Genomic DNA, 14,436 nt, shown 5'->3' with positions numbered 1-14,436 from the left:
GATATCGACAGCCCCTGCTTCGTCAACAATAATTCCCCCGGGAGCGAGCAACAGTTCGTCGCAAAACGGGTCGCCATTGGCGATCGCCGCGACGAACGCCGATAAGGAGGGTGCGATGGCAGGCAGGCTTTCAGGCAAGGTGGCACTGATCAGCGGCGGCGCGGGCGGTTGTGGCCTGGCGGCATCAGAGCTTTTCGCGCGCGAGGGCGCCAAGGTCGGCATCGTCGACCTGCCGCGCAGCAAGGGCGAAGAGGTCGCGGCATCGATCCGCGCCAATGGCGGCGAGGCGATCTTCGCGCCCGCCGATGTCTCGGTGTCCGCGGAGGTGACATCGGCCGTCAAGGCGGTCGAGGCGGCGTTCGGCGCCATCACCGTACTCTTCAACCACGCCGGCATCCTCGCCGTTGGCCCCTTCCTCGAGGTCGAGGAGGACGAATGGGACCGGCTGATGGCGGTCAACGTGCGCAGCATGTTCCTGATGACCAAGGCGGTTCTACCCGGCATGCTTTCCGCCGGCGGCGGCAGCATCGTCTGCACCTCGTCGATCTCGGCCGTGGCGGCAACGCCGATGGAGGTGCTCTACGACACGACCAAGGGCGCCTGCCACATGTTCGCCCGCGCCATCGCCGTCGAGTTCCGCGACCGCGGCATCCGCTGCAACGCCGTCTGCCCGGGCTTCATCGCCACCGATCATGGCAAGCGCGAGCTCGTCGGCCTCAGCAAATACGGGGTCGACGTTTCGGAGGACGCCATCGCCGCGCAGCAGGGCCGCATGTGCGACCCGAAAGAGGTGGCGAACGCGGCACTGTTCCTGGCGAGCGACGAGGCGAGCTTCATCAACGGCACGCATCTGTTCGTCGACAATTGCTTCACCGCGGTTTGAGGGAGGGGAAAATGCTTCAGGCAGGTGGCCACTGGCGCAACTGGGTCGGAAACCAATCATGCATCGTGCGCCATCGCGGCGCGCCGGAGAGCGAGGCGGCACTGGCAGAAATGGTGCGCGAGGCGACCGCGCAAGGGCTGAACGTGCGCTGCGCCGGGTCCGGCCATTCCTTCACGCCGGTGGCGCTTACCAGTGGGCTGCTGCTGACGCTCTCCAGCATGCAGGGCGTCGTCGGCATTGACTACGCGCGCAAGCGCGTGGCGGTGAAGGCGGGCACCACGATCAATCAGCTCGGCAAGGTGCTGAAGTCCAGCGGCCTGTCGCTGATTAATCAGGGGGACATCGACAGCCAGGCGCTGGCCGGCGCACTGACGACCGGCACGCACGGGACCGGCGCGAGGCTCGGCAACATGGCCTCGCAAATCGTCGGCATGCGCCTGGTGCAACCGGATGGCAGCATTCTCGTCGTCGACGAGACCACACCGGATCTGCTCGAGGCGGCGCGGGTGTCGGTCGGCATGCTCGGTGTGATCTCCGAGATCACGCTGCAGGCGATGGACAGCTACAACCTGCATGAAAAACTCTGGCGCTGCACCTTCGACGAAATGATCGAACAGCACGACGAATTGGCCGCCAAGCACCGCCATTTCGGCTTTTTCTGGTGCCCGGTACCGGAGAGCCGGCATTGCTATTGCCTGCCTGACACGGCGCCGGTCTCGACGACGGACAGGACCTCCGACGTCTGCGAGATGAAGATGATCGATATCACCGAGGAAGCACCGACGGAGCGCCGCTTCGAGAAGATCGCCTATTCCTCCGAGATCTACCCGATCGAGTATGTCCCGAATTTCCACGAGCTCGAATACGCGGTGCCCGTCGCCCACGGCAAGGAGGCGGTGAAGGCGGTGCGCAAGCTGATGCTGGAAAAGCACCCGACCTGCATCTACCCGATTGAGTACCGATTCACCGCCGGCGATACCGGCTGGATCAGTCCCTTCTACGAGCAGGATTCGATCACGCTTTCGGTTTCTGGTGAGCCTGGTACCGACTATTGGGAATATTTGAAGGACGTCGATACGATCCTGCGTCAATACGGCTCCCGGCCGCACTGGGGCAAACTTCACTTCCTCGGCGCCGAAGACGTCACGGCGCTCTATCCCCGCGCCGGCGATTTCCGGGCGTTGAGGGCCAAGGTCGACCCGGAAGGCCGCTTCCTCAACGACCACCTGCGCCAGCTCTTCGGATAGCGCTCACGAGCGCCGCCGCTGTCCTGTCCCCAAACGAAAACGCCGCGCGAAGCTCGCGCGGCGTTTTCGAATTCTGACGGGCTGGATCAGGCCGTCGGAGCGTCGCCGTTTTCGGTAGCCGCGACCTTCGGACCACCCTTGGAAACGCCGACCATGGCTGGACGCAGCACCCGGTCACCGATCACGTAGCCGGCCTGAACGACCTGCAGCACCGTGTTGTTCGGCACATCCGCATTGGGGATCTCGAACATTGCCTGGTGGAAGTTCGGGTCGAACTTCTGGCCTTCCGGCTCCAGCTTCTTGACGCCGTGGCGTTCGAGCGCCGCAAGCATCGAGCGCTCGGTCATTTCCACGCCCTCGATCAGGGCAGTGAGGCCAGCCTCGCCTGCTTCCTTGGCCTCTGCCGGAATGGCATCGAGCGCCCGGCGCAGGTTGTCCGAAACCGCGAGCATATCGCGGGCAAAACCGGCGACGGAGTAGGACTTCGCATCCTTGACGTCGCGTTCGGTGCGGCGGCGCAGGTTGTCCATCTCGGCGGCAAGCCGAAGGTACTTGTCACGCAGCTCGGCATTTTCCGCCTTGGCGAGCTCCAACGGATCGGGCTCGGCAACCGGCGCGGCTTCAGCAGCTTCAGCGGCTTCGGCAGCGTCCGGCGCGGCATCGCGTACCTCGTCGCTGGCCTCGGGTCCGTGCTTGTTCGTATCGTCGGTCATGACGTTCTCCGCAGTGTCGTCTCTATCGTCCTTCGCATTTCCACGCCGCAAGCGCGAGCCTGCGTTTCAGCAAAAATGCCCTGTGACTGGATTTGAAGCCGATATCGAGGTTTGGGGGCGAAAAATCAAGGGTTCAATCGCGCTCCTACAGCGCCGCGCGTCTTATCAGACGCGCAAAGGTCGCTGTAGCACTTTGATTGCTGCATGTCTTTGTCCTTGAATCGATGTCGATTTAAGGAGACATGCAGTCGCCAAAAGCGCGCATTCAGCGGGAGAGCCGCGACATCAGTTGCGCCGTATAGTCGACCATCGGCACGATGCGGGAATAATTCAGCCGTGTCGGGCCGATGACGCCGACCGCGCCGACAATACGGTCCTCGCCATCGCGATAGGGCGCGACGATCAGCGACGAACCGGAGAGCGAGAAGAGCTTGTTTTCCGAGCCGATGAAGATCCGGACACCCGGGCCGCTCTCGGCAAGATCGAGCAGCTCGATCAGGCTGTCCTTCTTTTCAAGGTCGTCGAAGAGCATGCGAAGCCGATCGATATCCTCGGCTCCCTCCAACCCTTCCAGCAGGTTGGCCCGCCCGCGCACGATCAGCCGCGCCGGTTTCTCGTCGCCCTCGCTGCCCGACCAGATGGCAAGACCACGCTCGACGAGGTCCTGCGACAGCGCGTCGAGTTCGCCGCGCACCGTCTGCTTCACCGTTTCGAGCTGCGTGCGCACCTCGGCGATCGTCTGGCCGGCAAGATGGGCGTTGAGGAAGTTTGCCGCTTCGGTGAGCTGCGAGCTGGTGACCCCGGCCGGCAGTTCGATGATGCGGTTTTCCACCTGGTCATGCTCGCCGACGAGGACGGCAAGCGCCTTGGTCGGCGCCAGACGAATGAATTCGACATGCTTCAGGATGGGATCGGCCTTGGCGGTGATGACGAGGCCCGCCCCGCGGGACATGCCCGACAACATCTGGCTCGCCTCGGCCAGCAAAGCGTCCACCGGCTGCAGGTGGTCGTCACGACGGACATGGCGATCGATCGAAGCCCGATCCTCCGCGGAGAGATTGCCGACCTGCATGAAGGCGTCGACGAAGAACCTCAGACCCGTCTGGGTGGGCAGGCGGCCGGCGCTGACATGCGGCGAATAGATGAGACCGAGGTCTTCGAGGTCGCTCATCACGTTACGAACGGAAGCGGGAGAGAGCGACATCGGCAGAAGCCGCGACAGATTGCGCGAGCCGAGCGGCTCGCCGCTCGTCAGATAGGTTTCCACGATGCGGCGGAAAATCTCACCCGAGCGCTCGTCCAGCGCGGCGGCGATTTCCTTTGCTCCGGGATTGCGCAGTACCATATCACTCCACACTTGCAGACACATCCTGCCGTGCCCGGAATATAGTGATCCCGCCGCCCGATGGCAAAAGGGAAAAAACGGCCCCACCCCCGGCTATCCACCGGTTCCCTTTAGCTCTGCCATGCTCTAGAAGGCTCACCAGATACGATAGGAGTTGACGATGCGGCCATCCGGCAGAAAAACCGACCAAATGCGCAAGGTTTCCTTCGAGCGCAATTTCTCCAAGCACGCAGAAGGCTCCTGTCTGGTGCGGTTCGGTGACACGCACGTGCTCTGCACGGCCAGCCTCGAAGAGAAGGTTCCGGCCTGGCTGCGCAACGGCGGCAAGGGCTGGGTTACCGCGGAATACGGCATGCTGCCGCGCGCCACCGGCGAGCGCATGAAGCGCGAGGCGGCAAACGGCAAGCAGAGCGGTCGCACCCAGGAAATCCAGCGCCTGATCGGCCGGTCGCTGCGCGCCGTCGTCGACCTGCCCGCGCTCGGCGAGCGCCAGATCTCGATCGACTGCGACGTCATCCAGGCGGATGGCGGCACGCGCACGGCCTCGATCACCGGCGCCTGGGTGGCGTTGTACGACTGCCTGAAGTGGATGGAAGCACGCAACATGGTCAAGGTCGAGAAGGTGCTGAAGGACCATGTCGCCGCCATCTCCTGCGGCATCTTCGCCAATCAGTCGGTGATCGACCTCGACTATCTCGAGGATTCCGCCGCCGAGACCGATGCCAACTTCGTCATGACCGGCTCCGGCGGCATCGTCGAGATCCAGGGCACGGCCGAAGGCAAGCCCTTCAGCGAAGAGGAATTCGCGAGCCTGATGGGTCTCGCGAAGTCGGGCATCGCCGAACTGGTCGCGCTGCAGAAGCAGGCGATCGCAGGCTGACCGCAGGAGAAGAGATGGCCCCGGCACTGGAAGGCATACTTGAGACTGCGCTCTATGCGGCCGATCTCGATGCCGCCGAGGCCTTCTACGGCGGCGTGCTCGGCCTGACGCGGATCACCCGGGCGGGAAACCGGCATGTCTTCTTCCGCTGTGGCCAGGGCGTGCTTTTGATCTTCAATCCGGCAGAAACGGTGAAACCGCCGGCACCGGACGCCGCTCTGCCGGTGCCGCCGCACGGTACGACCGGCCGGGGGCACATGTGCTTTCGCGTGTCAGCCGAGGCACTCGACGCCTGGAGGGCGAAACTCGAAGCATCCGGCGTCGCCATCGAAAGCGATCTTCGCTGGCCGAACGGGGCGCGATCCTTCTATTTCCGCGACCCGGCCGGCAACAGCCTCGAATGTGCGGAACCGGGCCTGTGGTCCATCGAATGAACACGAAACGAGACACTATGCGCAAACTGGACAACAAGACGCTGATTGTCGCCAGCCATAATGCCGGCAAGATCCGCGAAATCCGCGACCTGATCGGTCCGCTCGGCTTCGAGGCGAAATCGGCTGCGGACCTCAACTTCACCGAGCCCGACGAAACCGGCACCACCTTCGAGGAGAACGCGACGATCAAGGCGCTCGCCTCGGCCAAGGCGTCCGGCCTGCCGGCGCTTTCGGACGATTCCGGCCTTGCGATCGACGCACTCGGCGGCGCACCCGGCGTCTATACTGCCAATTGGGCGGAGCGCGAGGACGGAAGCCGCGATTTCGTGATGGCGATGGAGAAGGTCGAAAAGGCGCTGCAGGAAAAAGGCGCAACGACGCCTTCCGAGCGCACCGCCCGCTTCGTCTCGGTGCTCTGCCTTGCCTGGCCGGACGGCCATGTGGAGCTCTTCCGCGGCGAGGTCGAAGGCCACGTCGTCTGGCCGCCGCGCGGCAGCCAGGGCTTTGGCTACGATCCGGTGTTCCAGCCGAAGGGTTACGAAACCACCTTCGGCGAGATGAGCGCCGACGAGAAGCACGGCTGGAAGCCGGGCGACGCGGAGGCCTTGTCGCACCGCGCCCGCGCCTTCAAGATTTTTGCCGAGACCTGCCTCGGAGCCTGATTGGAGCGGGATGAGGAAAAGTGTGGGCGGTTTTCCGCCCGCATCCCGCTCCCTGTGAAAGTGACCATGAGAGACGCAACGATGCAGACGGCCACGCTAACGGCGATCGGTGACGGCATGGACCCCGGTTTCGGGGTCTATGTGCACTGGCCGTTCTGCGCGGCCAAATGCCCCTATTGCGACTTCAACAGCCATGTGCGTCACCAGCCGGTAGACCAGCCGCGTTTCGTTTCCGCCTTCCTGAAGGAGATGGAAGAAGCGCGTGAGCTTTCCGGTCCGCGCAGCGTCACCAGCATCTTCATGGGCGGCGGCACGCCGTCGCTGATGGAGCCTTCGACGGTCGATGCGATCCTGCAGGGGATTGCCCGCCACTGGCATGTGCCCAACGGCATCGAAATCACCATGGAGGCCAACCCTTCGAGCGTCGAAGCGACGCGCTTCCACGGCTATCGCGCTGCCGGCGTCAATCGTGTCTCGCTCGGCGTCCAGGCGTTGAACGACCGCGACCTCAAGTTCCTGGGGCGGCTGCACAATGTCGAGGATGCGCTGAAGGCGATCCGGCTGGCGCGCGAGATCTTCCCGCGCATGTCTTTCGACCTGATCTACGCCCGCCCCAACCAGACGGTCGAGGAGTGGGAGCGCGAACTGAAGGAAGCGGTCTCCTATGCGGTCGACCATCTCTCGCTCTACCAGTTGACGATCGAAGAAGGCACGCCGTTCTACGGGCTGCACAAGGCCGGCAAGCTCATCGTTCCGGATGGCGAGCAATCCGCCGTGCTCTACGAGGCGACGCAGGATATCACGGCGTCGATCGGCATGCCGGCCTACGAGGTCTCAAACCACGCCCGACCGGGTGCTGAGAGCCGCCACAACCTCACCTACTGGCGCTATGGCGACTATGCCGGCATCGGTCCCGGCGCCCATGGCCGGCTCAGTGTCGGCCCCGGCAAGATCGCGACCGCCACCGAACGCAAGCCGGAGGAATGGCTGCGTCTTGTCGAGACCCATGGTCACGGCATGGTCGAACGGGAGTCTCTCGATCTCGAAGCGCAGTCCGACGAATTGCTGCTGATGGGCCTGCGCCTGAAAGAAGGCGTCGACCTCGCCCGCTGGCAGAGCCTCTCCGGCCGCGATCCGGACCCGGAACGCGAACAGTTCCTGATCGACAACGGCTTTATCGAGCGGCTCGGCAACTCGCGCCTGCGCTGCACACCGGCCGGCATGCTGATCCTCGATGCGGTGGTTGCCGACCTCGCCTGCCCTTGAGGTGCAGGCGGTTTTCACCGATTTCAATCGAACGTCTCACCCGAAAGCGGCGTCGCCTGCATGGACGGCCGCCGCTCGAACGCATCGAACCAGCGGGTCAGCCGCGCGCGGCTGCGAAACGACGGCAGGTTGCGAAATGCCATCCAGGAAAGCGTCGTGGCGAGCGCGATCTGCCCGATATCGACGTCTTCCTCGGGCGACAACGCCTGCTCCAGCCAATCGTAGGTCGCCTCGATCTTTTCTTCATAGCCCTTGGCGAGTTCCGGATAACGCAGGTGTTGCGGGCGCCTCTCCCATTCCCAGCGCAAACCGATGCCGGTCTGGGCAAGGACCTGCGCCACCGACTGCATGCGCAGCGCCCGCCACCGCGGCTCGCCGCTTTCGGGGATCAGCTTGCGCCCGTCGTGCAGCGTGTCGAGATAGGCGCAGATGACATCGGAATCGAAGATCGGCTCCTGCCCCTCGCGCAGCAGCACCGGAACCTTGCCGAGCGGGTTTTCGGCGTAGACCTCGTCGTTGCGCCGCGTCGGGCTGGTCTCGTGGTGGATGACTTCGAGCCGGGCGGCAAGACCGATCTCGTGTGCGAAAACGAGCGCCTTACGGGCGAAAGGAGAATGCGTCTGATAGTAGAGGATCATGATTGCCCCGCGGGATCGGCGTGAATTCCTTGTTCCCGTGAAGAGATATTGCATTGCGGTCGATAAAGGCGCTCTGTTTCATCGGCTGCGCTGCAAGTTTGTTTCGTCTAGGACGACATCATCGGATCGCCCTTCAGCCGGTTGAGCTCGATGCCTTTGGCACGTCTCCCGGGACGCCGGAAAGGCCGGCAATGTAGTCTTCGACGGTCTTGATCATGGTCGTCTTTCACTCGTTCGGTTAGGGGTGCTGTCAGCTCTTGAACGGGATCAAGCTGCGCAACCGCGGGTCTCTGAGCCACAGGCCGCCCCAGGCGATGACGCCGAGATAGAAGCCGAAGAGCAGGTGGGTGAAGAGCGGGCTACCCGCCCGCAAATGCGTCGCCATCGCGCCACCGAGATAGCCGGTGAGCAGAATGGCGCCGAGGATCGAAGTGCGCGGGATCACATAGAGCAGCGTGCAGAGAAGCGTCAGCACACCAAGTAGCCGCGCCAGGGCCGGATCCGCGGGATAGCCGAGGGCAACCACGGTTTCGGTGACGACCTGAAGCGGCACGAGCTTGATTGCCGCATCGAAGACGAGGAACGCGACGAGCACGCCACTCAGAACGCGGCCGAGGATGACCGACCTTGCCGTCGGAACAGGCATGACAAGACTGGTGTTCATTGGTGTCTCTCCTTGGATCTCGTTTCGGTCCAAGGACGAAGCGGCGCGACCGATCCCGACAGAAGCCACCGAACTTTATCTCTTTTCGGCGCGGCCGCTTTCGATGCCCGGCTCCTCGCCGAGCTTGTCGAGTTGCATGCGGATATAGGCGCACTCGGCGGCGTTGGTCGCAAGCGCGATGGCATGATCGAAGGCGACGCGCGCCTCGCGAACCTTGCCGAGTTGCTTCAGGAGGTGTCCGCTGAGGCCGTGGAAATAGAAATAACCGGACAGTTTGTCGGCCAGCGGCTCGATCATGGCGAGCGCCGCTTGCGGACCGTCGCGCTTCGATACCGCCACGGCCCGGTTGAGGGTGATCACCGGCGAGGGCTGCAGCCTTTCGAGCGCCTGATACAGCAGATCGATCTGCGCCCAGTCGGTGTCCTCGGGGCGTTCGGCCCGCGCGTGCAGGGCGGCGATCGCCGCCTGGATCTGATAGGCTCCAGGCTGGCGATGGCGCATCGCCCTGTCGATCAGCGCCAGCGCTTCATTGATCAGCGGCCGGTTCCACAATCCGCGGTCCTGGTCTTCGAGCAGGATGACTGCCCCATCGGCATCGAAGCGGGCGCGCGCACGGGAATGCTGGATCATCATCAACGCCGTCAGCCCCATGATCTCCGGTTCCGCGGGAAAGAGCTGCAGCAGCAGGCGCCCAAGGCGGATGGCCTCCTCGCAGAGATCGGCCGAGACGCTTTCCGGACCGTTCATCGCCGAATAGCCTTCGTTGAAGACGAGATAGATCATCGTTGCGACGGCGGCGAGCCGGTCGGCACGATCGGCGGCATCGGGTGTCTCGAAGGCAAGGCCAGCGGCCGCGACGCGGGACTTGGCGCGGGTGATACGCTGCTCCATCGCCGCTTCGCTGACGAGAAAGGCGCGAGCGATCTGCTTGACGGAAAGGCCCGAGACGATGCGCAACGCCAGAGCGATCTGTTGCGTGGCAGGGAGCGCGGGATTGCTGCAGACGAACAGCAGACGAAGAATGTCGTCGCGATACTGCGCCCCATCCAGCCGGTCAGCGAGACCGCTTTCCTGATCCTCGAGATCGGAGAGCATTTCTTCGGGCGGCAGCGCCGTCTCGCGTGACTGACGCCTTACCTTGTCGATGCCGCTGTTGCGGCCGACGAAGATCAGCCATGCGGCCGGATCACGCGGCGGTCCGCTCTTCGGCCATGTCTTCAAAGCCCGGATGCAGGCCTCCTGAAACGCTTCCTCGGCCGTATCCAGATTGCGGAAATAGCGCAGCAATGCGCCCACAGCCTGCGGCCGGGCCGAAACGAGTGCGAGGTCTATCCAGGCGGTGTCTGTCATGAAGCAAGCTCACTCGGTTTGTAGAGGGCGAGGGGTCGAATTTCGTAGGAGCCGGCAGCCGGATTGGCGGAACTCAGGTCACGGGCAAAGTCGAGCGCTTCCTCGACAGACGCGCAATCGACGACGTAGAAGCCGAGCAATTGCTCTTTCGTCTCGGCAAAGGGACCATCGACGACGAATGTCTCGCTTTGCGTGTGCCGAAGCGTCGTCGCCGTCGTTGTCGGCAACAGCCGCGCCACCGGTCCAAGCTTGCCGGCCGCTGCATATTTGCTCTGCACGGCTGCAAGGTCGCCCATCACCTTTTCGTCTTGCTCTTTGCTCCAGGTACTCGTGACATCCTCGTTATTGTAGCAAAACACGGCGTAAAGCATCGGAACTCTCCTGCTCCTCGGTTCAAAGACGATGGCGCCAAGAGATAACCGACAACCCCTGACGAAAAAATAGGGCCGGCAGCGCTATCGACTACCGGCCCGCTCAGCGTGTGGATGTGAACGTTCAGGCGTTCTCGCGGCACTCCAGGTTGGGATCGGCACTCGGGCGGCGCAAGAGGCGCAGCAGCCGTCCGTCGATGGCCGCGAGGCCCGCCGCAATCAGCGCCATGCCGAGGAAATGCTTGGGCTCCAGCATCTCGCCCAGGAACATCGCGCCGAGCAGGATGGCGCTGACCGGGATCAGGAAGGTGACAAGCATCAGGTTGGTGACTCCGGCCGTCTCCAGGATACGGAAGAACAGGACGTAAGCGAGGGCGGTCGAGACCAGGGCGATACCGACGATCGCTGCCCAGACGTCGAGGCCCGGCATGGCGAGCGTCCAGGGATGATCGACGAGGTGCGACAGCGGCACCAGCATCATGCTGGCTGCCGAGACCTGGCCGGTCGCGGTGACCAGTGGCGCAACGCCCATGCGCTTGAAGCGGCGGGCAAATACGCCCGCCAGCGAATAGGAGAGCGCCGCACCGAGAACGGCGATCTGGGCTAGGAGGTTCGAGCCGAGCCCGCCGAGTGCCGCCGGACCGATCATCATCGCAACACCCAGGAACCCGACGACCACGCCGGCGAAGCGGTTGACGGTCAGCTTCTCGTCGTCGGTCAGGAGATGGGCCACGATCACGCCGAAGAGCGGCGTGGTGGCGTTGAGGATCGAGGCGAGGCCGCTGGCGATATGCGTCTGACCCCAGACGATCAGCGAAAAGGGGATGAGATTGTTGAGCAGCCCCATGCCGAAAAACGCCAGCCATACACGCGGATCCCGCGGCATCGACAGTCCGGCAAAACGCACGAACAGGAGCAATGCGGCCGCCGCGAGACTGACCCTCAGCGCCACGATCGTAAAGGGCGGCAGCGCCTTGACGGCGATGCCGATGAAGAAGAAGGAGCCGCCCCATAGGATGGACAACAGGACCAACATGCCCCATTCCCGGGCGCCCATGACCTTGGCGTGAGTTGCTTGCACCACGACCGTAACCCTCTTTTGTTTACCTGACTAAATCATAGCGGCTTCGATTGCCTTGACATTGCGCCATTAATCTCAGGATATTAGGCATCGAACAAACGATCATTTCTCGACGTATGATTGAGTTTGACTAAACCATGGCGACATCCCTGCCCTCACTCGCGTCGCTTCGCGCCTTCGAGGCAACGGCGCGACACTCCAGCGTCACCAAGGCGGCGCGCGAACTCAACGTCACGCCCGGGGCCGTCAGCCTGCAGGTGCGGGAGCTGGAGCAGGCACTCGGCGTGACGCTCTTCGAGCGGCGGCCGAGGCAACTGGTTCTGACGGAAGACGGCAGCATCTATTTCTCGACGCTCCGGCGGGCATTCCGCATGATGCGGGAGGCGACCGAAGAGTTGACCGCACGCAAACGTGCGCCGGTGCTGACGGTGAGTTGCACGCCGACCTTCGCCGCCCAATGGCTGGTGCCGCGCATCGGCGCTTTCGAACAGCAGATGCCTGGAATCGATGTCCGCATCAGCACCACGAACCGTCTGACGGATTTTGAGAATGACGGCGTCGACGTCGCCGTCCGGCACGGGCTCGGTCGCTATGACGGTCTCGTCAGCGAACGCCTGATCGACGACGACCCGGTGCCGGTCATCCACCCGGCGCTCAGGGCCAAGCAGCCGCTCGACACGCCCAGCGACCTCGCCCGCCATGCGCTGCTGCACGACGTGCACCGCCAGGACTGGCGGCTGTGGCTGGAGGCGGCGGGGGTCGAAGGAGTGGACCCCGGGCGCGGGCCGGTCTTCGTCAACAGCAACGGCGCGATCGAGGCGGCGAAAGCCGGAGACGGCGTCGCACTGGTGCGGTTGTCCCTGGTGGCGCGCGAGCTTGCGGAAGGGCTGCTGGTCGCCCCCTTCCCCGATGGCGTGATGACCGGCCTTGCCTATCACCTCGTCTACCCGCCGGCCGCTCTCGACCGACCGCCTGTCGTCGCCTTCCGCGCCTGGATCGTCGCGGAAGCACGGGCACAGCAGTTCATCGAGGATCAAACGATCGGGTCGGCGCAGCGACCGACGTTGAAGGCGGTGCGCTAGAGCATCCCGCTTTCATGTGGAATCACTGGAAGCGGAAAGATGCTCTAGAATCAAAACGCTAGAGCGTCCTTTGTGCGTTCATATGAACGCACGGCGCTCTAGAATCCAAACGAAAAAGGCCCGGAAAGCCGGGCCAATTTCCTGGAACAGTCCGCCGCGACTATTCGTTGATCAGCCGCTTCAGAAGCTCGATCTCGTGGCTGAGCTTGGTATCGCCGGCGATCAACTCTTCGATCTTGCGCACGGCATGCAGCACCGTCGTGTGGTCGCGTCCACCGAAGCGACGGCCGATCTCCGGGAAGGAGCGCGGGGTCAGTGTCTTCGACAGATACATGGCGATCTGGCGCGGCTTGACGATGACGCGGGTGCGGCGGTTGGAGACGAGCTCCTGGCGCGAGACGTTGTAGTGCTTGGCGACGACGCGCTGAATGTCTTCGATCCGCACGCGGCGCGGCTCGCCGGCATTGACGAGATGGCCGAGAAGCTCATCGACGCGCTCGATCGAAAGCTGCGGCTCGAAGGACCGGCGGAACAGGAGCTGGTTGAACGCGCCTTCCAGTTCGCGACCGCTCGCCGTCACGTTACGGGCGACATGGCTCAGGATATCGCCGGGAATGTCGAGCGATCCGTCTTCCTGACGGGCGACTTCCAGCCGGCGCTTCAGCATTTCGAGGCGCATGTCGTAGTCCGGGCCGTCCATCTCGATGGCAACACCACCCTGGAGACGGGAACGAACGCGGCTGTCGAGCGACTCCAGCTCCCACGGCGCGCGGTCGGCGGCGACGACGACCTGCTTGGCGGAATCGAGCAGCATGTTCAGGAGATGGCAGAACTCGTGCTGAATCGACTTACCCTGCAGGAACTGCATGTCGTCGATGATCAGGAGATCGATGTTGCGCAGCGACTCCTTGAGCGACAGCGCATCGTTGTCGCGGATGGCGGTGGCGAAGCGCCACATGAAATATTCGGCCGTCAGATAGACGACGCGCGGTGCACGCGCGCTCTGCAGCGCCTGGATGGCGATCGCCTGCAGGAGGTGCGTCTTGCCGAGACCGACGCTCGAATGGATGAAGAGCGGATTGAACCGCACCGCACCGGCGCCGGCTTCCGCGATCGTCCGGGCGGCGGCAAGCGCCACGCGGTTCGAGGAACCCTCGACGAAGCTCTCGAAGTTATAGCGCTGGTCGAGCGGCGAGCCGAAAAGCGGCGCCTGGGCCGGCTTCTGAACGTTCGCGACCGCCGCTGCGGCAACGGTTGCGACCGGCTGCGCTGCTGCCGGACGGCGCGCTGGTGCGGCAGGAGCCGCTTCGGCTGCCTGCGGCAACGCTTCTTCCTGTGTCGTCGGGCGGGCGCCACGGGTCGCCGTGCGCACCAGGATCTCGACCTTCAGAATCTCGCCGTCTTCCTGCTGGAAGATCGAGGTGATGAGATCGAGATAACGATTGTTGATCCAGGACTTCAGGAACGTGGTCGGCACCGAGAGACGCACGACGCTCTTGGATACGGAATGGAGCTTCAGACGCCCAAACCAGCTTGCGAAGACATCCGGACCGACTTGAGCCTTGAGACGCGCACTTACCCGCTCGAACAGTGCGTCGTGCCTCATGTCGAATTTTTCCCCCGCCGCCTGAGATAGATTGCTTCCGGCTTGGAATGCGTCTCCTTCTTTCTGAAGTGCGCCCGCCGTCACCAAATTCATCTGCATTTTGCCGCCTTCCATTCATGTTCAGATGCCGTCATCGCTGCCGGCGTCATCTCTTATGTCCGTCGCCCGCGGCGCCTCGGAAGGCCATGCCGCATTCGCCGAACGTCACAGTCGC

At 63.6% G+C, this 14,436-nt stretch carries 15 protein-coding genes; 7 read left to right on the top strand and 8 right to left on the bottom strand.

The window, feature by feature from the left end; all coding sequences use genetic code 11:
• The first annotated feature begins 115 nt into the window (after positions 1-115).
• Both QM996_RS00075 and QM996_RS00070 read left to right on the top strand, forming a co-directional pair.
• Positions 116-883 (top strand): SDR family NAD(P)-dependent oxidoreductase, encoded by a 768-nt coding sequence (locus tag QM996_RS00075; protein WP_500268767.1) that lies wholly within the window; start codon positions 116-118, stop codon positions 881-883.
• An 11-nt stretch (positions 884-894) separates the two neighbouring features.
• The gene (locus tag QM996_RS00070) at positions 895-2,130 is read left to right on the top strand and encodes an FAD-binding oxidoreductase (RefSeq protein WP_500268766.1); all 1,236 of its coding nucleotides are present in this window, start codon (positions 895-897) and stop codon (positions 2,128-2,130) included.
• A gap of 86 nt (positions 2,131-2,216) precedes the next feature.
• Here the strand turns inward: QM996_RS00070 and grpE are convergent, their stop codons facing one another.
• Together grpE and hrcA are read right to left on the bottom strand one after the other, a co-directional pair.
• A complete protein-coding gene (grpE, locus tag QM996_RS00065) occupies positions 2,217-2,843 on the bottom strand; it encodes a nucleotide exchange factor GrpE (protein ID WP_500268765.1) in 627 nt (208 codons plus the stop codon).
• A 265-nt stretch (positions 2,844-3,108) separates the two neighbouring features.
• A complete protein-coding gene (hrcA, locus tag QM996_RS00060) occupies positions 3,109-4,188 on the bottom strand; it encodes an HrcA family transcriptional regulator (protein WP_500268764.1) in 1,080 nt (359 codons plus the stop codon).
• 160 nt (positions 4,189-4,348) lie between these two features.
• Between hrcA and rph the strand changes: the two genes are divergently transcribed.
• The 4 genes from rph (at position 4,349) to hemW (ending at position 7,430) form a co-directional block, all read left to right on the top strand.
• A complete protein-coding gene (rph, locus tag QM996_RS00055) occupies positions 4,349-5,068 on the top strand; it encodes a ribonuclease PH (protein ID WP_113132032.1) in 720 nt (239 codons plus the stop codon).
• A 14-nt stretch (positions 5,069-5,082) separates the two neighbouring features.
• Positions 5,083-5,502 (top strand): VOC family protein, encoded by a 420-nt coding sequence (locus tag QM996_RS00050; protein ID WP_173515327.1) that lies wholly within the window; start codon positions 5,083-5,085, stop codon positions 5,500-5,502.
• A gap of 17 nt (positions 5,503-5,519) precedes the next feature.
• Complete coding sequence (gene rdgB / locus QM996_RS00045; protein ID WP_500268763.1) at positions 5,520-6,164, top strand: non-canonical purine NTP pyrophosphatase; 645 nt, start codon at positions 5,520-5,522, stop codon at positions 6,162-6,164.
• An 81-nt stretch (positions 6,165-6,245) separates the two neighbouring features.
• A complete protein-coding gene (gene hemW / locus QM996_RS00040) occupies positions 6,246-7,430 on the top strand; it encodes a coproporphyrinogen-III oxidase family protein (RefSeq protein ID WP_500270358.1) in 1,185 nt (394 codons plus the stop codon).
• Positions 7,431-7,453: 23 nt separating this feature from the next.
• Here hemW and QM996_RS00035 read toward each other — a convergent pair whose 3' ends face one another.
• From QM996_RS00035 to QM996_RS00015, 5 genes are all read right to left on the bottom strand, one after another.
• The gene (locus QM996_RS00035) at positions 7,454-8,068 is read right to left on the bottom strand and encodes a glutathione S-transferase family protein (RefSeq protein ID WP_500268762.1); all 615 of its coding nucleotides are present in this window, start codon (positions 8,066-8,068) and stop codon (positions 7,454-7,456) included.
• 250 nt (positions 8,069-8,318) lie between these two features.
• On the bottom strand, positions 8,319-8,732 hold the full coding sequence (locus QM996_RS00030; RefSeq protein WP_500268761.1) for a DoxX family protein: 414 nt from the start codon (positions 8,730-8,732) through the stop codon (positions 8,319-8,321).
• Between the two features lie 75 nt (positions 8,733-8,807).
• Positions 8,808-10,082: an RNA polymerase sigma factor gene (locus tag QM996_RS00025; protein ID WP_500268760.1), complete on the bottom strand. Its 1,275-nt coding sequence runs from the start codon at positions 10,080-10,082 to the stop codon at positions 8,808-8,810.
• Positions 10,079-10,453 carry a YciI family protein gene (locus tag QM996_RS00020; protein ID WP_500268759.1) on the bottom strand — a complete coding sequence of 125 codons (375 nt, stop codon included), beginning with the start codon at positions 10,451-10,453 and terminating at the stop codon, positions 10,079-10,081. Before QM996_RS00020 ends, QM996_RS00025 begins: the two co-directional genes overlap by 4 nt.
• A 124-nt stretch (positions 10,454-10,577) precedes the next feature.
• The gene (locus QM996_RS00015; RefSeq protein ID WP_500270357.1) at positions 10,578-11,510 is read right to left on the bottom strand and encodes a DMT family transporter; all 933 of its coding nucleotides are present in this window, start codon (positions 11,508-11,510) and stop codon (positions 10,578-10,580) included.
• A gap of 161 nt (positions 11,511-11,671) precedes the next feature.
• Between QM996_RS00015 and gcvA the strand changes: the two genes are divergently transcribed.
• Positions 11,672-12,616, top strand: coding sequence for a LysR family transcriptional regulator (gcvA, locus tag QM996_RS00010; protein ID WP_500268758.1), 945 nt, complete (start codon positions 11,672-11,674; stop codon positions 12,614-12,616).
• Between the two features lie 160 nt (positions 12,617-12,776).
• Here the strand turns inward: gcvA and dnaA are convergent, their stop codons facing one another.
• Positions 12,777-14,336 carry a chromosomal replication initiator protein DnaA gene (gene dnaA / locus QM996_RS00005; RefSeq protein WP_500268757.1) on the bottom strand — a complete coding sequence of 520 codons (1,560 nt, stop codon included), beginning with the start codon at positions 14,334-14,336 and terminating at the stop codon, positions 12,777-12,779.
• Between the last annotated feature and the right edge of the window lie 100 nt (positions 14,337-14,436).

The organism is Sinorhizobium chiapasense (assembly GCF_045277575.1).
Classification (GTDB): Bacteria; Pseudomonadota; Alphaproteobacteria; order Rhizobiales; family Rhizobiaceae; genus Ensifer; species Ensifer chiapasense_A.
This window is presented reverse-complemented; position numbering and strand designations above follow the sequence as displayed.